Here is a 17,187-nt window from a genome sequence, read left to right as displayed (position 1 = left end):
TGCTGGCAAAAAAACAATAAAATTTATTATGCATGCATAGTAAATTATAAAATTAAATGGTATCTTAGCGAAGTTATTATAAAATTGATAAAAGATGAAAATATTAGTCTGCATAAGTAACGTACCAGACACGACTTCTAAAATTAACTTTACAGAAGGAGATACTAAGTTTGATACAAACGGTGTACAATTTGTAATTAATCCAAATGATGAGTTTGGTCTTACAAGAGCAATGTGGTTTAAAGAAAAACAAGGAGCAACTGTACACGTTGTAAACGTTGGAGGAGCAACAACTGAACCTACCATAAGAAAAGCATTAGCAATTGGTGCTGATGAAGCTATACGTGTTAACGCAGAACCTACAGATGGTTTTTTTGTAGCACAACAATTAGCAGAAGTAATTAAAAATGGAAGCTACGACCTTGTTATTGCAGGTCGTGAGTCTATAGATTATAATGGAGGTATGGTTCCTGGAATGATAGCTACCTTATTAGATATGAACTTTGTAAACACTTGTACAAGTTTAGAGATTGATGGTGATACTGTTACCGCTACTAGAGAAATTGATGGTGGTAAGGAAAAAATTAGCACATCATTACCTTTAGTTATAGGCGGACAAAAAGGTTTAGTTGAAGAAAGCGACTTAAGAATACCTAACATGAGAGGTATTATGATGGCTCGTAAAAAAGCTTTAACAGTTGTAGAACCAACAGAAGCAGAAGCTGCGACTAACGATGTTAGTTTTGACAAGCCTGCTGCTAAAGGTGCTGTAAAACTGGTAGACGCGGACAACATAGACGAGTTAATAAACTTATTACATAACGAAGCAAAAGCAATCTAATTATGTCAGTTTTAGTATATACAGAATCAGAAAACGGAAAATTTAAAAAGAGTGCTTTTGAAGTAGCTTCTTATGCTTACGCTGTAGCACAACAATTAGGTACAACAGTTACTGCCATCTCATTTAACGCAGATAGTAACGACACTTTAGGTAACTATGGTGTTACTAAAGTATTAAATGTTAGCAGCGATAACCTTAAAACTTTTAACGCCAAAGCTTTTGCACACGCAATAACTGAAGCAGCAGCTAAAGAAGGATCTAAAGTTATTGTAATTGGCTCTAGCACAGATAGTAAATATGTAGCTCCAATAGTAGCAGCAAAGTTAAAAGCTGGTTATACTCCTAATGTAGTTACTGCTCCAGATAGCACATCTCCTTTTAAAGTAAAGAGAACAGTTTTTAGCAATAAAGGTTTTGCACACACAACTATTAACACAGATATTAAAGTTATTGGTGTGTCTAACAATTCTTTTGGCGCTATTGAAAATAACATTACAGCTACAGCAGAAGATTTTTCTCCGACATTATCAGACGCAGATTTTTCTACTAAGTCTATAGAAGTAGACAAAGTTGTTGGCAAAGCTACTATCGCAGATGCAGACATCGTTGTATCTGGTGGTAGAGGATTAAAAGGTCCAGAAAATTGGGGAATGATAGAAGAATTAGCAGACGTACTTGGCGCTGCAACAGCTTGTTCTAAACCAGTTTCGGATTTAGGATGGCGACCTCATAGTGAGCACGTAGGTCAAACAGGAAAACCAGTAGCAAGTAATTTATACATTGCAATTGGTATCTCTGGAGCTATACAACACCTAGCCGGCATAAGCGCTTCTAAAGTAAAAGTTGTTATAAATACAGACCCAGAAGCACCTTTCTTTAAAGCTGCAGATTACGGTATTGTAGGCGATGCTTTTGAAGTAGTTCCTAAGCTAATAGAAAAATTAAAAGAATTTAAAGCTCAAAACGCTTAATTTTTTATAAATTGTGCCCATACTAAAGGGCTGTTTAAATACAAGGAAATCCCTTTTATTTAAGCAGCCCTTAGTAATTTTAAATGTTTATATGAGTTTAGTACGACTAAAAATAAAAGGAATATCATACAGCCAAACGCAAAATGGCGCATATGCCCTTATATTAAATGAAGTAGATGGCGATAGAAAATTACCTATAGTTATTGGTGCTTTTGAAGCACAATCTATAGCGATTGCCCTGGAGAAAGAAATTAAACCACCAAGACCATTAACACACGATCTTTTCAAGAATTTCTCAGATAGATTTGCCATTGTTATAAAACAGGTAATTATACACAAACTAGTTGATGGTGTATTCTATTCTAGTATTATATGTGAAAGAGATATGGTCGAAGAAATTATAGACGCAAGAACTAGTGACGCAATTGCATTAGCTCTTCGTTTTGATGCTCCAATATTTACATATAAAACCATACTAGACAAAGCTGGTATTTTCCTAAAGTTCTCCTCTAAAGAAGAAGACGAAGACCCGGATAAAGATGATAGTATTATGGTTGATGAAATTCTACAAGAAGGCGAAACTGTAGAGATAGAATCTAATCCTTCTGATGCGTATAGAGAGTTAAACATTAACGAACTGCACGAAGAATTAAACAAAGCTGTTGCTAATGAAGACTATGAGAAAGCAGCAAAACTTAGAGATGAAATCTCGAAAAGAAAATAACCAACTTACACAAAACTTATTATGAAAAAAAGTTACTGGATTTTCCTTATTACTTTTTTTGTTATATTTCCATCTATAGCACAAGATTCTATTCCTGTACAAGAAGTTGCCCAAACTATAGATGCAACTGCAATTAACAATACAATAACTCCAATTATAGAAAACCAAGGTTTTTCTATAACTAGCCTTTTACGTGGCCTTTTAGGAATGGCTGTTTTAATACTAATAGCCTTTTTATTTAGCGCTAACCGCAAAGCCATAAACTGGAAAACCGTTGGTATTGGTCTGGGATTACAGTTAATTATTGCGATTGGTGTTCTAAAAATTGAATTTATCGCTATTGTTTTTGATAGCGTAGGTAAAGTGTTTGTGAGCATACTTGATTTTACCACAAAGGGAAGTAAGTTTTTATTTGAAGGCTTAGTAACGGATATGGATAAATTTGGATTCATTTTCGCTTTTCAAGTACTACCTACAATTATCTTTTTCTCTGCCTTAACCTCTGTATTGTTTTACTTAGGTATAATCCAGAGAGTTGTAAAAGCATTGGCAAAATTACTAACAAAAACACTGGGTATATCTGGCGCAGAAAGTCTATCTGTTGCTGGTAACATATTTTTAGGTCAGACTGAAGCACCTTTATTAATAAAGGCTTATTTAGAAAAAATGAATAAGTCTGAAATTTTACTGGTAATGGTTGGTGGTATGGCTACTGTAGCTGGCGCTGTATTGGCAGCTTATATTGGATTCTTAGGAGGAAATGATCCTGCCCTAAGATTAGAATTTGCCAAGCACTTATTAGCAGCTTCTGTAATGGCCGCTCCCGGTGCTATTGTAATTTCAAAAATACTATACCCACAGACCGAAAAAGTTGATACAGATGTTCACGTTTCACAAGATAAAATTGGAGCTAACATATTAGACGCCATTGCAAATGGAACAACAGAAGGATTAAAATTAGCAGTAAACGTTGGTGCAATGCTCTTAGTTTTTGTTGCACTTATAGCCATGATAAATGGTATTTTAGGTGGTGCCGCAAGTTTTGACGGAATTACAATTGAATCCCTAAATATCTCTTGGCACTTTACGTCTTTAAATACTATTATTTCTACTAACACCCAGTATGATAGCTTATCCTTAGAATTTATTCTAGGCTACACCTTTGCACCACTAATGTGGTTAATTGGCGTTGCTAAAGAAGACATCATGCTTATGGGACAATTGCTAGGTGTAAAATTAGCTGCAAGTGAATTTATTGGTTACAAACAATTAGCAGAACTTAAAAATGTTGTTGCAAATCCTCATTTCACATATAACAAGTCTATTTTAATGGCAACATACATGCTTTGTGGTTTTGCAAATTTTGCTTCAATTGGCATACAGATAGGTGGTATTGGCTCTTTAGCGCCAGGTCAAAGAAAGACATTATCAGAGCTTGGACTTAAAGCAGTATTAGGTGGCTCTATAGCATCATTACTTTCTGCTACTATTGCAGGTATGATATTAGGCTAACAGCAACCTAAAACAGAACAAATTTATAAACTAGTTAATAAGTTTTGGATATATGATTAAATCATTATTCAAAACTTATTAGGCTATTACTTATTTTTACATAAGACTAAACAATTTCTGTTGACTTTAAACAGAAAAAAGATGCTGCTTTAAAATGAAACAATATCACGACTTACTTAAACACGTACAAGAAACAGGAAACCAAAAAGGCGACCGTACTGGCACTGGAACAATAAGTGTTTTTGGACACCAAATGCGTTTTGACCTTAGCAAAGGTTTTCCTATGGTTACCACAAAAAAACTACATTTAAAATCTATCATATACGAATTACTTTGGTTTTTAAAGGGCGATACAAATATTGCTTATTTACAAGAAAACGGAGTTCGTATTTGGAATGAATGGGCAGATGAAAACGGAGATTTAGGTCCTGTTTATGGTCATCAATGGCGTAACTGGAACAGTGAAGATATAGATCAGATTAAAGAAGTTGTCGAAACTCTAAAGAGCAACCCTAACAGCAGAAGAATGATGGTTACGGCCTGGAATCCTAGCGTATTACCAGATACCTCTGTTTCTTTTTCTGAAAACGTAGCAAACGGAAAAGCTGCACTTCCTCCTTGTCACGCGTTTTTTCAATTTTATGTAGCAGATGGTAAATTGTCTTGCCAACTATACCAAAGAAGCGCAGATATATTTTTAGGTGTTCCCTTTAATATAGCCTCTTATGCTTTGTTTACAATGATGATGGCGCAAGTTTGCGGTTATGAAGCTGGTGATTTTATTCACACTTTTGGCGATGCTCATATATACAACAACCATTTAGAACAGGTTGAATTACAATTAAGCAGAGAACCTAGAGCATTACCTAAGATGATTTTAAATCCTGACGTAAAAAATATTTTTGATTTTACTTTTGACGATTTCACATTGGAAGGTTATGATCCTCACCCTCATATTAAAGGTAAAGTAGCCATATAATATTTAAACTAATAAAAGGTGCAAAAAATAATAGCTATAGCTGCTGCAGCGGAAAATAATGCATTAGGTAAAGACAATGACTTACTTTGGCATTTACCTGACGATTTTAAGCGCTTTAAAAAATTAACTACTGGCCATACTATAATTATGGGCAGAAAAACGTTTGAAAGCTTCCCTAAACCTTTACCAAATAGAAAACATATTGTTATTACTAGAGACAAAAGTTACGCTATAGCTTTTGACAATTGCATTGTTGTACACTCTCTAGAAGCTGCCTTAGAACTAACAAAAAAGGAAGACTTAGCCTATATTATTGGTGGTGGAGAAATTTATAAACTTGCACTAGAATATACACACAAAGTAGAACTTACTAGAGTACACGCTAAGTTTGAGGCCGATACATTTTTTCCAGAGTTAACTAAAGATAATTGGGAAGTTGTTTTTGAAGAATACCACCCAAAAGATGATAAACACAAACTAGATTTTACATACATTACATATGTACGTAGATGCTAACTATAGTTTAAAAATTTAGGAAATCAACACATAGCTTATCACCTACGTCTTTTAAAAAAGACTTTAAAATAACAACATCGGCATTTGTATAAAATTGATGTGTTGGTTTTAAATTTTTAGTTAACAAAATAGCATCCTTAACTAGAACTGCCTTTGTTTGCTTTGCAACAGCTTCTCCAGAATCTATAATATTTACGTGCGCAGGAAGCAATTCTTTAAGCACCGGTATTAAGTAGGGGTAATGTGTGCAACCTAAAACCAGATAATCTATATTCTGACTTAACATAGGCTCCAATAAAGCAATTAACACTTCTTTTATTTCTTTTGATGATGCCTTCCCTGCTTCTATTAAAGGCACAAGACCCACACCCTCTTTTTCAATGATTTTAATGCCCTCTGCGTGGTTTTTAACGGTACTATGAAACAAACTACTAGACAAGGTGCCTTTTGTTGCTAAAACACCCACAGTTTTAGAATTAGATTGCAATACTGCTGGTTTTATTGCTGGCTCTATACCAATAAAAGAGACATCTTTATATGTAGCTCTTAAATATTCAATTGCGTTAGTAGTAGCCGTATTGCAAGCCACAACAATAAGCTTGCAATTGTAACGTAAGAGCAACTCAGTGTTCTTAATACTCAATTGTAGAATATCCTCTGCAGATTTCTCACCATAAGGAGCATTACTACTATCCGCCAAATAGATTGTATTCTCTAACGGAAGTAACTTATGTATTTCTTTCCAAATAGAGGTGCCACCAACTCCAGAGTCAAAAATTCCAATAGGATTACTATGCTTATTCATTTCTATATTAAAACTTAAATATACTGCAAAGAAACAAAAAAGGCTATGCAAATTGCATAGCCTTTTAATATTAAAAACTTTTAATTTCTTAGAACTTTAATTCCTTTTTTACGTCAGCTAAAAGATCTTTTCCTTTTGCTACTAAAACACCAGCTCCAGGGCTAGCATCCATAACGTAGTCATACCCTTGAGCAGCCGCAACCTTTTCGATAGCTTTCATTGCAGAATCCTGAATAGGAGCTAACAATTCTTGTTGCTTTTTTTGCAATTCTTGTTGTGCAGCTTGTTGTGCAGTTTGAATTGTTTTTTGGTATGTCATTATCTCTTGTTCTCTTTTTGCATTTTCTTCTGCAGTCTTAGAAGGAGCTTCATTTTGATACTGTGTCGCTTTATTCCTAGCTTCAGTCATACTTGCTTGTATATCTGCACCTAGAGTTTCGTTCAACTTTTTTAATTCTGCATCTGCTTGCTTCATTGAAGGCATCTCTTGTAATAACTGCTGAACATTAATGTGAGCAACTTTTGCTTGTGCGTTTACAAATGACGTTGCAGATACAAATAATACTAATGCTACTGCTATTTTCTTTAAGTGTTTCATAATAGTAATTGAATGTTAATTTTAAGTATTTAGTTAATTTTAGTGTATAGACTTTTTCTAATTATCGTCCTTTTCTTCTTTGGTCTTTTTCTGTTTAGCTGCCTTTTCCTCTAATAATTTTTTTCTTCTAGCTTCGTAAGCCTTTTTACGTTCTTCACGCATCTTTAGCTGTTCTGCTCTTTTCTCTTCGGCGCTTTTAGCTCTAGTTGCATCTGCAGCTTTAGCTTGCTCCTGTCTTTCTTTTAATGCTTCAGTAATAGGTTTTTCTTCTTCCTCATCATCAAACCTACTTCTTGCATTTTTCTTAGGAGCACTTACTTTTCTAGTTCTAGAAATAGCCCTAAGCACCAATTCGCTTATGTCATTTCGTTTTTCTGCGTACAACATTACAACATCTGCAGATTTATCAAAAATAAAATCGTAATTTTTATTTTGTCCAATTTGCTGCACCTCGTTAAAAACTTGATCTTGTATAGGCTGTACCAATCTAAGTTTTTGCATAACCAAGTCTCCTTGTGGCCCAAACCTATCTTGCTGGTATTGTAACATTTCTTTTTCAAGTAATGCTATATCTTCCTCGCGCTCCTCTATTAACTCATTCGTTAATAATACTTTTTCGGCAAGTAAAGCTTGTCGCATTTCACTTATCTCTTTCTTTTCACCTTCAATCTCCAGTTTCCATTTTTCAACTTTACTAGCCAGTTGTTCGTTAGCGTCTCTGTATTCTTCTACATTCTCAAGAATGTATTCCATATCTACATAGGCGATCCTAACACCTCTTTGGGCAAAAATACTAGTTGACAGTAGCAACGTAGTTAAAATTAAAAGAACTTTTGTTTTCATTTTGTTTATTGTTTTAATACATAGAAAATATCGTGCCAAAAATACTAACAAGCTAAAAATAAGCACATTAACATATGGTAAATTGAAAATATTCTCTGTAATTAAAACTGCTGACCAATGATGAAGTGAACTTGCCATCCACTTGGTTCAGTAGAGGTTGGTAAGTTATCCTTATCAAACCCATAACCAAAGTCAATTCCCAATAAACCAAAAGCTGGCATAAATATGCGCAACCCTACTCCGGCCGATCGTTTTATCTCAAACGGATTAAATTCATTAAAATTGCTAAAAGAGTTACCTCCTTCTAAAAATCCTAGTGCATATATAGATGCAGAAGGTTTTAATGTTATAGGATATCTAAGCTCCATAGAGAACTTATTATACACAACACCACCTTCTTGCTCGTTTGTACTTGCAATAACTGGCGTTAAAGATTGATTTTCATAACCTCTTAATTGTATTGTTTCTCTACCATCTAAGGTAAAGTTACCCAGACCATCACCACCTACAAAATAACGCTCAAAAGGCACATCTCCAATATCATTATTATAGCTACCTAAGAAACCAAATTCCGCATTAGAACGTAAAACTAAATCTCCTGTAAGTGTTGTATACCAATCTCCTTTGAAACTAGCTTTATAAAATTCTAACCACTTAAATCTATCTTCTTCTATTTTTTCTAAACGTGTTTGCTCGTAAGCAGTTAATGCTCTAGTTGTACGAGCATCCTGTATCTCATCACTTTCAGCCTTTAAACCTTTATAGTCTTTATTAGAAAACAAAGAATAAGGTGGAGTTGCTTTTAACTTTAACTGAAAACTAGAACCGCCACGTGGAAATATTTTACCACCTGCCAAAGATTCTCTTGACAAACCAAATGTATAAGAAAATGAATTTGCAGAACCGTTACCAAAATTAAACAAACCAATATTATAATCTTTAAAATCGTATAACTGGTATGCTAATGAGTGAGATGCCACAAAGAAATCATCTGGCCATTTTAATCTTTTTGCTAAACCAACAGAAATACTAGAAATAGAAAACTGCCTATCTTTATCTACTTCTCTTTCTTGGTAATCGTAAGAAAACTGTTGTGTTCTAGACAATGACATATTAAACTGCACTGGCTTTTTACCTCCCAACCAAGGCTCAGAGAAGTTTAAACTATACACTCTATAAGTTCTACTAGCTTGCAATCTAATAGCAAATGTTTGTCCGTCTCCCATTGGAACCGGAGTATATGCTTTTTTATTAAAAATATTCTTTAAAGAAAAGTTACTAAAAGACAAACCTAATGTACCAATAAAGCCACCACCACCGTAGCCACCTTGTAGTTCTATTTGACTAGAACCTGCTTCTAATACACCATAGTTAATATCTACAGTACCTGTATCTGGATTAGGGTTAAGTACATCTGGCTTAATGCTTTCTGCATCAAAATAACCTAAAGCACCTAATTCTCTAATACTTCTAATAATATTTGCTTTGTTATATTTTTGACCTGGACGTGTTCTTAGTTCTCTAAAAATTACGTGGTCATTTGTTTTATCATTACCCGTAACAGTTACGTGATCTAAAAAGGTTTCTTTACCTTCTATAATTCTTATTTCAAAATTAATAGTATCATTTTCCGCAGAAATTTCTACAGGATTAATACTAGAAAACATATAACCGTTGTTTTGATACAAACTACTTAAATCGTCTGGATCTGGTTTTGTATTATCTGCAATTCTCTTCTTTAATAATACACCATTATAGGTACTACCTTTTTTTATACCCAAAGCTCTTTCTAAAAATCTGTCTGGATATACTGTATTACCAACAAAATCTATATCACCAAAGTAATACTTTTTACCCTCTTCTACTTTTATGTTAATTGCAATATTATTATCATTAACATTAGTTATTGTATCTGCAACTATCCTTGCATCCCTGTAACCACTTTCTGCATACTTCTCTACCAAAGAAGTTAAATCTGTATTATAATCCTCTTCTATATATTTAGATTTTTTCCAGAAACGGTAAAATTTCTTCTTCTTAGTCTTCTTTAAAGATTTCTGTAACTTCTTTGCGCCTAAAGCATCGTTACCATCAAAAGTAATATCACTAATTTTTACTTTTTCACCTTTTTTAATATTGATAACCATTTTTCTGGCGTTGCTCTCAGTTGTATCTGTTGCTGTAGCAATAGTAACCTTGGTATTTAAATACCCTTGCTTTTTATACTTATTCTTTAAGTAGTTCTCGGTATTATTAATAAGACTCTGAGTAATTTTTTTTCCTTTCTTAAGATCTGTATCATCTATAATATCTGCTACCTTACGTTTTTTAACCCCGTAGACAGTAACATCTGTTAAAGTTGGACGTTCAACAATATTAAGTTCTAGAAAAACTTCTTCTCCTTTAATATCTGTTATATAAAAATTAATATCGCTAAAAAGCTCTAGACCCCAAAGTTTATTAATAACAGCACTAATTTCTTCTCCTGGAAGCGTTAATGGCTGACCAACGCGCAAGCCAGTAAAAGTTTTTACAGTTTGCTCATTATAGCTTTGTACGCCGGTAATTTTTATACCACCCAATATATACTTTTTACCATCTTCATAAGATGTCTCTTGCGCAAAAGCGACTAAGTTTGTAAAAAGAAAAAATATTGTGATAATGGAACCAAAAGTAATGGTTCTCTTGGTTGTGTTAGTTGAGTTGTTCGCTAGTTTTTCCAAATCTTCGTTCTCTGTTCTGATAATTTTTAATTGCGTCTACTAAATGATGTTCTTTAAAGTCTGGCCAAAGTACATCTGTAAAGTACAGCTCTGCATACGCTATTTGCCATAATAAAAAATTACTTATACGGTGTTCTCCGCTTGTTCTAATAAGTAAATCTACGTCCGGTAAATTTTGCGTGTAAAGATGGTTATTAATAATGATTTCATCAATATTTTCAGCAGAAATTATATTATTTTTAACTTTGATGCTAATTTCTTGAACAGCTCTTTTTATCTCATCTCTAGAGCCATAGCTCAACGCCAATGTTAGCGTCATACCAGTGTTTTCGGCTGTTTTAGAGATAACATTCTTTAGCTCCTCACCTACCTTAGAAGGCATAGAATCTAAATTACCTATAGCATTAAGTTTTATGTTGTTTTTGTTAAGAGTTTTAACTTCTTTCCTTAAAGAAGACACCAAAATACGCATTAACGTATCTACCTCTAACTTAGGTCTATTCCAATTTTCTGTAGAAAAAGTATATAATGTTAAGTAACCTACACCTATTTTTGCGCAACTTTCTACTACTCTACGCACAGTTTTTACTCCATTTTCGTGACCAAATATACGTAGTTTTCCTTTTTGTTTTGCCCATCTACCATTACCATCCATTATAATAGCTAAATGCGCAGGGATATTCTCTTTATTTAAATCTTCTATAGTATCCATAAGTATAATTTACTCAAAACAATCTGAGCACGGTTTTCTACCAAAAGTGTAAGTTAACGTAAAACCAGAAAACACATACCAATCATCACTAAAAATATTTCCAAACTTAGGATCTATAAGGGTTGCAACGTTTGCTTTTTCTGGATTACTAGCGTCTAAATTGTCTGTAAACGTATATCTAGCACCTATTTCAGCGCCTAAGATAAAGAATTGATTTAATCTATACTTAACACCAACAGTCATTGGAATTGCAAAATCTCCTTCGCGCTGGTCTAAATCTTGTAAAAACCCAACTTCAAAATAATTGTAATCGTATCTAAAATAAGTTACACCCGTATATAAATAAGGAGTAAAAGCAGGTCCTAACTTATGCAAATTATACTCTACAAAGTTAACTTCTAAACCAGCAGAAAACTCCGTAACGGTATTCTCCATTTTCAGTTGTCTTTTTTGCCTAGAAGCCAACCCAGATTTTAAATCATCTGCAACAAACTTGCCGTGCAATATACTTGCGCGCCAAGCATAACGCTTGCTTTTATTCCACTTAAAGATTCCACCGTACGCAAAACCACTTGGACTTATATAATTTGTACTACCAACGTCTCCTATATTATTTAAACCACCCGCAAGCACACCAACCTCATAGGTTTGCGCACTAGTGACTCCAAAAAAGAAAAGTGATAGAATAGCAATAAATATTCTCATAAATTCTAAAAGTTTGCAAATATAACAATAATAGATTTTAGCCAAAACTAAATTGCTACACCTCTGTTCTCCCTTTGAATAACAGTTTTATACCTTATTTATTGTTTTAAAAAACAATTAATTACGCTTGTCTTCTCCCCACAATAATTTATTGCGCAGCGTTTTTAAAAAGCTCTCTGACGTGTACTCTACCATTTTTATAGTAAAGCCCGCTTTTTTAACCGTTATTTCTGTTCCATTTTCCAGAGTTACAATTCTAGAATCTAGAGAAAGCAAATGATTTTTTTCTCTGCCAGAAACTTTTAATTTAACCACCGTGTCATCTGAAATAACCAGAGGTCTAGCATTTAAATTATGTGGCGCTATTGGCGTTATAACCAAAGATTTTGCTGTTGGCGTTATAACCGGACCACCACAACTTAAAGAATACCCAGTAGAACCAGTTGGCGTAGAAACAATTAAACCATCTGCCCAATACGAATTTAAATACTCACCATTTAACGTCGTTTCTACAGTAATCATAGAGGTGGTATCTTTTCTACTTACCGTAACCTCATTTAAAGCAAAATTAATAGAATCAAATTCCGGTATAACCACATTAGAACTTACCGCAACCAAACTTCTATCTACAACCGTATATGCATTGGCTACAAATTCCTGAACTACTTTTCTAACATCTTCTTTTTTAAAGGTCGACAAAAATCCTAAACGCCCAGTATTGACACCTACTATAGGAATTCCTAAATCCTTAACAAAAGTAATTGCTCGCAAAATAGTACCATCACCACCAAAGCTAACAAACATATCAAAAGAAGCATCTAAACCTTTAGATGCTGTAAAGGTTGAAAAATCATTAATCTCTTCTGATTGCACCACAAAATCATAAAAACCCTTTTCAAAAAAGACAATTGCATTATGCTGCTCTAACTCATCTAAAAGCTCTAGCACATAGGCTGTGGCGTCGTCATTATAAGTTTGTCCGTATATGGCAACTTTCATACGTTTAAATATTTAGCTAAGTAGTTAGAACGATCTTTTAAATCTTCTAAAAAAAGATCATCATCATTACCATACAAAATAGTATAGTTATAACGCCTAAAAGACTGTGTAATTTCGTTTAAATTAGCCGAAGTAATTTTCAATGTTATCTGGGCAACATCATTTTCAATCTCTGTAATAAATGCACCATATAATCTAGCATTATTACTTTCTACAATCTGTGCTATTTCACTAAAAGAATAATCTGACAATCCTTTTGCCACGACTAAAATTCCGCCTGGTTCTGTAAAAAAAGGAGTTCCTATAAAAAGACTTACAATATCTGTTAAGTCGTAATACCCAAAAAAGGTTTCATCCTTATCTAAAACTGGCAATATATTGGCATCATTCTTAGAAAAAACTTCTAGAACATCTAACCAAGATGTATCAGAATCAACAAAAAACATTTCTAAATTGTATTTGTACTCTTCAATTTTTTTCCCTTTTTCAAAGGTTTCAAAATCGTTTTCAGAAATCATTCCTAACAATTTACCATCTTCTACCACTGCTACATGAGAAAAAGTAGATGTTTTAAAAAAACGAATCACCTTTTCCATATTGTCATCAGTAGAAAATACCGGAATTGTAGTTAATATTTGAGATTGTATCTGCATAGCTTTAATAATAACGCAAATTAATAATAATTTATTCGACCAAGCTTATATTTAACAAGGCTTTTAATAAAAATAAAAATCCTTTACAAACTAACTGCAAAAGCTATGCCTTATTTGTATTTTTGCAGTAGTAAAAGATGATAAAAATGACAAAATTAAGCGTTAACATTAATAAAATAGCCACTTTAAGAAATTCTAGAGGCGGCAACGTACCTAATTTATGCAAAGTAGCCACTGACATAGAGTCTTTTGGAGCAGAAGGTATTACTATACATCCAAGACCAGATGAACGCCATATTAGATACCAAGATGCCCGCGATTTAAAGCAAATAGTAACTACGGAATACAATATAGAAGGCAACCCTATTAAAAAGTTTATAGATTTAGTTTTAGAAACACAACCAACACAAGTTACATTGGTACCAGATGCAGTAAATGCCATTACGTCTAATGCTGGATGGGATACCATGAAACACAAAGATTTTTTAAAGGAGGTTATTGCAACTTTTAAAGCGAACAATATTAGAACGTCTATTTTTGTAAATGCTGATTTAAAAATGATTGAAGGCGCAGCAGAAACAGGAACGGATCGCATTGAATTATACACAGAAAGTTTTGCTGATGCATACGCTCTAGGAGATAAAACAGGTATAAAACCATTTACAGATGCTGCTATTTTAGCACAAAAACTGAATTTAGGCATTAATGCAGGCCATGATCTTAGCCTAGATAACATTGCATATTTTAAGCAAAATGTACCAAACCTACTAGAGGTTTCTATTGGCCATGCTTTAATAAGCGAATCTCTATATTTAGGACTAGAAAATGTTGTTAACATGTATCTAAATAAATTAAAATAATGCCAACATTACATTCTAAAATATTAGGAGAAGGACAACCGTTGTTAATCTTACACGGATTTTTAGGAATGTCTGATAATTGGAAAACTCTTGGCAATAAATACGCTGAAGAAGGTCTACAAGTACACTTAATAGATCAGCGTAATCACGGTAAAAGTTTTCACTCGAACGAGTTCAATTATGATATTCTTGCCAATGATATTAAAGAGTATATTGAAGAGCATAATTTAAAGAACTGTATCGTTCTAGGGCACTCTATGGGTGGAAAAACCGCAATGCAATTAGCGTGTAGTTATCCAGAATTAGTAAGCAAACTAATAATTGCAGATATTGCCCCTAAATTTTACCCGCCACACCACCAAGAAATAATTAATGGCTTACAAGCTTTAGATTTAAATGCAATTACATCTAGAACAGAAGCTAGCGAAGAACTTGCCAAATACATATCTAATGCAGGTATACGTCAATTTTTACTAAAAAACCTGTACTGGGAAGAAAAGGGCAAATTAGGATTTAGATTTAATTTAGAAGTTTTAGCAGAACGTATGGAACAAATAGGAGAAAACATAGAAGCATCTGCTATTTACAACAAGTCAACTCTTTTTTTAAGAGGCTCTAAATCTGAATATATATCGCCTTTAGACAATGACATTATAAAAGCTCATTTCCCTAAAGCAGAGATAAAAACAATAACGAATGCCGGTCATTGGTTACACGCAGAAAATCCTAAAGAATTCTTAGAAAAATCACTTACCTTTATAAAACAATAACTACTTAAATAAATACGCTATGAAAACTATTTTACGCATACTATTAAGCGCAATTGCTGTAGTAGTACTTTCTAAAGTTTTGCCCGGTATTGGTGTAGACAGTTACACAACCGCCATTATCGTTGCTGTTGTCTTAAGCTTATTAAACTTTTTTGTAAAACCATTGTTAGTTATACTTACACTACCTGTAACCATCGTAACATTGGGCTTATTTTTACTAGTTGTAAATGCGTGTATTATAAAATTAGCAGGCTATTTTGTTTCAGGATTTACAGTAGATAGTTGGCTGTGGGCCATAGTATTTAGCTTATTATTATCGCTATTACAATCTATATTATTTTCAATCTTAAAAAGCGACAACGAAAAATAACATACCCATTTGTATTACAACAATTTAAAAACTTGTAGAGGTAATTAAAATGTACTATTTTTGCAGCCCATTTTATTTAAGTAAAATCAGATTCAAAAATGAATATTACAAAAGAGCAGATTGATGCATTAAATGCAGTTGTAAAAGTTGCTGTAACTAAAGAGGACTACCAAGATAAGGTAAAAGCAATTCTTGAGGATTATAGAAAGCAAGCAAACATACCAGGTTTTAGAAAAGGACACGTACCAATGGGTCTTATTAAAAAACAATATGGTAAGGCTGTTTTAGTAGATGAAGTAAATAAACTTATACAAGACAACCTAAACAAATACTTAACTGAAGAAAAGTTAGATGTTCTTGGTAATCCATTACCAAAGCAGCAAGACGATTTTAATTGGGATGCAGAAAACCTAGACTTTGAATTTGAATTAGGTTTAGCTCCAAAATTTGAAGCTCCAATAAAGACTAAAAAAGCAATTACACAATACAAAATAGTTGCAGATAAGAAAATGATAGACGAACAAGTTGATCGTATTGGTAAACAATATGGTAAACTTATCTCTAAAACAGAAGTATCTAAAAAAGACGAAGTAACTGGTACTTTCTCTAACGAAGCTGAAGAAATAGACAACAAAACAACTATAGAATTAAGCAACCTTAAAGCTAAAAAAGCAACTGATGCTTTAGTTGGTAAAAAAGTTGGTGATGTAGTTACATTAAAAACTAAAGGTCTTTTTAAAGAAGATTACCAGTTATCTAGCGCATTAGGTTTGGCTGCTGATAAATCTGCAGATCTAGACACAGAAGTTACTTTCACTATTGAAGAGATTAACGAGCGTGAGCCTGCAGAAATGAACCAAGAGTTGTTTGACAAGTTATTTGCTGAAGAAAAAATCTCTACAGTAAAAGAACTTAGAGACAAAATTAAAGAGGATACAGAAAAGCAGTTTGAACAACAATCTGATCAGAAGTTGTTAAATGATATTACTGAGAACTTTATTGAAAATACAAAGTTTGAATTACCTACTGAATTCTTAAAAAAATGGATTCAGGTAACAGGTGAAAAGCCATTAACAGAAGAAGAAGCTAGCGCTGAATTTGAAAAATCTGAAAAAGGTTTACGTTACCAATTAATTGAAGGTAAAATTATACAAGAAAACAACCTTCAAGTTAATTTTGACGAATTAAAAGACTTTGCAAAAGGTTTTATTAAGTCTCAAATGGCACAATATGGACAATTAAATCCTGCAGAAGAAGAATTAGATAACATCGCTGCTAGAATTATGTCTAACCAGGACGAAGTTAAAAGATTATCTGAGCAGTTAATGAGCCAAAAATTACTATCGTTATACAAAGAGAAAGCAAACCTTAAAGAAAAGGAACTTTCTTATGACGAATTTATCAAAGAAGTTTACGGAAAAGAATAAATTTTATTACCACGCACTGTTAAAAAAATGCCAGTACACATAAGGTAAAACAAAAAATTCCGTTAAATTTAGTATCAAACTATAGCTTTAAGGCTTAAAAGCAATTTAGACTATAGGTCGTCACTAAAAAAAATAAGTATATTTACGGTGCCGAAAGTAAAAATTTTCGGCACCTTTTT

At 33.2% G+C, this 17,187-nt stretch carries 18 protein-coding genes; 10 read left to right on the top strand and 8 right to left on the bottom strand.

The genetic code is table 11. The features are described from left to right. Positions 1–94: 94 nt before the first annotated feature. The 6 genes from M4I21_RS08380 to M4I21_RS08355 all read left to right on the top strand — a co-directional run bounded on the left by M4I21_RS08380 (position 95) and on the right by M4I21_RS08355 (position 5,543). Positions 95–841, top strand: a complete 747-nt coding sequence (locus tag M4I21_RS08380) for an electron transfer flavoprotein subunit beta/FixA family protein (RefSeq protein ID WP_249558660.1) — start codon at positions 95–97, stop codon at positions 839–841. 2 nt (positions 842–843) lie between these two features. Continuing rightward, positions 844–1,812, top strand: coding sequence for an electron transfer flavoprotein subunit alpha/FixB family protein (locus M4I21_RS08375; RefSeq protein ID WP_249558659.1), 969 nt, complete (start codon positions 844–846; stop codon positions 1,810–1,812). A 91-nt stretch (positions 1,813–1,903) separates the two neighbouring features. Continuing rightward, positions 1,904–2,536 (top strand): bifunctional nuclease family protein, encoded by a 633-nt coding sequence (locus M4I21_RS08370; protein ID WP_249558658.1) that lies wholly within the window; start codon positions 1,904–1,906, stop codon positions 2,534–2,536. A 21-nt stretch (positions 2,537–2,557) separates the two neighbouring features. Further along, positions 2,558–4,048 (top strand): NupC/NupG family nucleoside CNT transporter, encoded by a 1,491-nt coding sequence (locus tag M4I21_RS08365; protein WP_249558657.1) that lies wholly within the window; start codon positions 2,558–2,560, stop codon positions 4,046–4,048. 154 nt (positions 4,049–4,202) lie between these two features. Then, positions 4,203–5,027 carry a thymidylate synthase gene (locus M4I21_RS08360; protein WP_249558656.1) on the top strand — a complete coding sequence of 275 codons (825 nt, stop codon included), beginning with the start codon at positions 4,203–4,205 and terminating at the stop codon, positions 5,025–5,027. Positions 5,028–5,045: 18 nt separating this feature from the next. Then, the gene (locus M4I21_RS08355) at positions 5,046–5,543 is read left to right on the top strand and encodes a dihydrofolate reductase (protein WP_249558655.1); all 498 of its coding nucleotides are present in this window, start codon (positions 5,046–5,048) and stop codon (positions 5,541–5,543) included. 7 nt (positions 5,544–5,550) lie between these two features. Here M4I21_RS08355 and murI read toward each other — a convergent pair whose 3' ends face one another. From murI to M4I21_RS08315, 8 genes are all read right to left on the bottom strand, one after another. Next, positions 5,551–6,348, bottom strand: coding sequence for a glutamate racemase (gene murI / locus M4I21_RS08350; protein ID WP_249558654.1), 798 nt, complete (start codon positions 6,346–6,348; stop codon positions 5,551–5,553). 88 nt (positions 6,349–6,436) lie between these two features. Continuing rightward, positions 6,437–6,946 carry an OmpH/Skp family outer membrane protein gene (locus tag M4I21_RS08345; protein ID WP_249558653.1) on the bottom strand — a complete coding sequence of 170 codons (510 nt, stop codon included), beginning with the start codon at positions 6,944–6,946 and terminating at the stop codon, positions 6,437–6,439. A gap of 57 nt (positions 6,947–7,003) precedes the next feature. Further along, positions 7,004–7,789 (bottom strand): OmpH/Skp family outer membrane protein, encoded by a 786-nt coding sequence (locus M4I21_RS08340; protein ID WP_249558652.1) that lies wholly within the window; start codon positions 7,787–7,789, stop codon positions 7,004–7,006. Between the two features lie 101 nt (positions 7,790–7,890). After that, positions 7,891–10,512: a BamA/OMP85 family outer membrane protein gene (locus M4I21_RS08335; protein ID WP_249558651.1), complete on the bottom strand. Its 2,622-nt coding sequence runs from the start codon at positions 10,510–10,512 to the stop codon at positions 7,891–7,893. Next, positions 10,484–11,224 (bottom strand): undecaprenyl pyrophosphate synthase, encoded by a 741-nt coding sequence (uppS, locus tag M4I21_RS08330; protein ID WP_249558650.1) that lies wholly within the window; start codon positions 11,222–11,224, stop codon positions 10,484–10,486. Before uppS ends, M4I21_RS08335 begins: the two co-directional genes overlap by 29 nt. A gap of 9 nt (positions 11,225–11,233) precedes the next feature. Then, positions 11,234–11,929, bottom strand: a complete 696-nt coding sequence (gene porG / locus M4I21_RS08325) for a type IX secretion system protein PorG (RefSeq protein ID WP_249558649.1) — start codon at positions 11,927–11,929, stop codon at positions 11,234–11,236. Between the two features lie 117 nt (positions 11,930–12,046). Beyond that, a complete protein-coding gene (locus M4I21_RS08320; RefSeq protein WP_249558648.1) occupies positions 12,047–12,928 on the bottom strand; it encodes an NAD kinase in 882 nt (293 codons plus the stop codon). Further along, positions 12,925–13,581 (bottom strand): CBS domain-containing protein, encoded by a 657-nt coding sequence (locus M4I21_RS08315; RefSeq protein WP_249558647.1) that lies wholly within the window; start codon positions 13,579–13,581, stop codon positions 12,925–12,927. The genes M4I21_RS08320 and M4I21_RS08315 overlap by 4 nt, the downstream gene beginning before the upstream one ends. Before the next feature lie 146 nt (positions 13,582–13,727). Here M4I21_RS08315 and M4I21_RS08310 point away from each other — a divergent pair, with 146 nt between their 5' ends. The 4 genes from M4I21_RS08310 (at position 13,728) to tig (ending at position 17,008) form a co-directional block, all read left to right on the top strand. Further along, positions 13,728–14,441 carry a pyridoxine 5'-phosphate synthase gene (locus M4I21_RS08310; protein WP_249558646.1) on the top strand — a complete coding sequence of 238 codons (714 nt, stop codon included), beginning with the start codon at positions 13,728–13,730 and terminating at the stop codon, positions 14,439–14,441. Next, complete coding sequence (locus M4I21_RS08305; protein WP_249558645.1) at positions 14,441–15,211, top strand: alpha/beta fold hydrolase; 771 nt, start codon at positions 14,441–14,443, stop codon at positions 15,209–15,211. Before M4I21_RS08310 ends, M4I21_RS08305 begins: the two co-directional genes overlap by 1 nt. A 19-nt stretch (positions 15,212–15,230) precedes the next feature. Beyond that, a complete protein-coding gene (locus M4I21_RS08300) occupies positions 15,231–15,581 on the top strand; it encodes a phage holin family protein (RefSeq protein WP_249558644.1) in 351 nt (116 codons plus the stop codon). 98 nt (positions 15,582–15,679) lie between these two features. Then, entirely contained in the window at positions 15,680–17,008 is a 1,329-nt protein-coding gene (gene tig / locus M4I21_RS08295; protein ID WP_249558643.1) for a trigger factor, read from the top strand. Positions 17,009–17,187: the final 179 nt, after the last annotated feature.

This window comes from Cellulophaga sp. 20_2_10 (genome assembly GCF_023476645.1).
In the GTDB taxonomy this organism is placed as follows: Bacteria; Bacteroidota; Bacteroidia; order Flavobacteriales; family Flavobacteriaceae; genus Cellulophaga.
Note: the sequence above shows the minus strand (reverse complement) of the source record. Positions and strands in the feature narration are given on the sequence as shown.

What these genes read in the sequence shown, in the direction of transcription:
- M4I21_RS08300 (WP_249558644.1), top strand. Translation starts at nt 15,231, where the DNA reads ATGAAAACTATTTTACGCATACTATTAAGCGCAATTGCTGTAGTAGTA.
- M4I21_RS08345 (WP_249558653.1), bottom strand. Translation starts at nt 6,946, where the DNA reads ATGAAACACTTAAAGAAAATAGCAGTAGCATTAGTATTATTTGTATCT.
- M4I21_RS08375 (WP_249558659.1), top strand. Translation starts at nt 844, where the DNA reads ATGTCAGTTTTAGTATATACAGAATCAGAAAACGGAAAATTTAAAAAG.
- uppS (WP_249558650.1), bottom strand. Translation starts at nt 11,224, where the DNA reads ATGGATACTATAGAAGATTTAAATAAAGAGAATATCCCTGCGCATTTA.
- M4I21_RS08310 (WP_249558646.1), top strand. Translation starts at nt 13,728, where the DNA reads ATGACAAAATTAAGCGTTAACATTAATAAAATAGCCACTTTAAGAAAT.
- M4I21_RS08370 (WP_249558658.1), top strand. Translation starts at nt 1,904, where the DNA reads ATGAGTTTAGTACGACTAAAAATAAAAGGAATATCATACAGCCAAACG.
- M4I21_RS08340 (WP_249558652.1), bottom strand. Translation starts at nt 7,789, where the DNA reads ATGAAAACAAAAGTTCTTTTAATTTTAACTACGTTGCTACTGTCAACT.
- tig (WP_249558643.1), top strand. Translation starts at nt 15,680, where the DNA reads ATGAATATTACAAAAGAGCAGATTGATGCATTAAATGCAGTTGTAAAA.
- M4I21_RS08320 (WP_249558648.1), bottom strand. Translation starts at nt 12,928, where the DNA reads ATGAAAGTTGCCATATACGGACAAACTTATAATGACGACGCCACAGCC.
- porG (WP_249558649.1), bottom strand. Translation starts at nt 11,929, where the DNA reads ATGAGAATATTTATTGCTATTCTATCACTTTTCTTTTTTGGAGTCACT.
- M4I21_RS08315 (WP_249558647.1), bottom strand. Translation starts at nt 13,581, where the DNA reads ATGCAGATACAATCTCAAATATTAACTACAATTCCGGTATTTTCTACT.
- murI (WP_249558654.1), bottom strand. Translation starts at nt 6,348, where the DNA reads ATGAATAAGCATAGTAATCCTATTGGAATTTTTGACTCTGGAGTTGGT.
- M4I21_RS08365 (WP_249558657.1), top strand. Translation starts at nt 2,558, where the DNA reads ATGAAAAAAAGTTACTGGATTTTCCTTATTACTTTTTTTGTTATATTT.
- M4I21_RS08305 (WP_249558645.1), top strand. Translation starts at nt 14,441, where the DNA reads ATGCCAACATTACATTCTAAAATATTAGGAGAAGGACAACCGTTGTTA.
- M4I21_RS08360 (WP_249558656.1), top strand. Translation starts at nt 4,203, where the DNA reads ATGAAACAATATCACGACTTACTTAAACACGTACAAGAAACAGGAAAC.
- M4I21_RS08380 (WP_249558660.1), top strand. Translation starts at nt 95, where the DNA reads ATGAAAATATTAGTCTGCATAAGTAACGTACCAGACACGACTTCTAAA.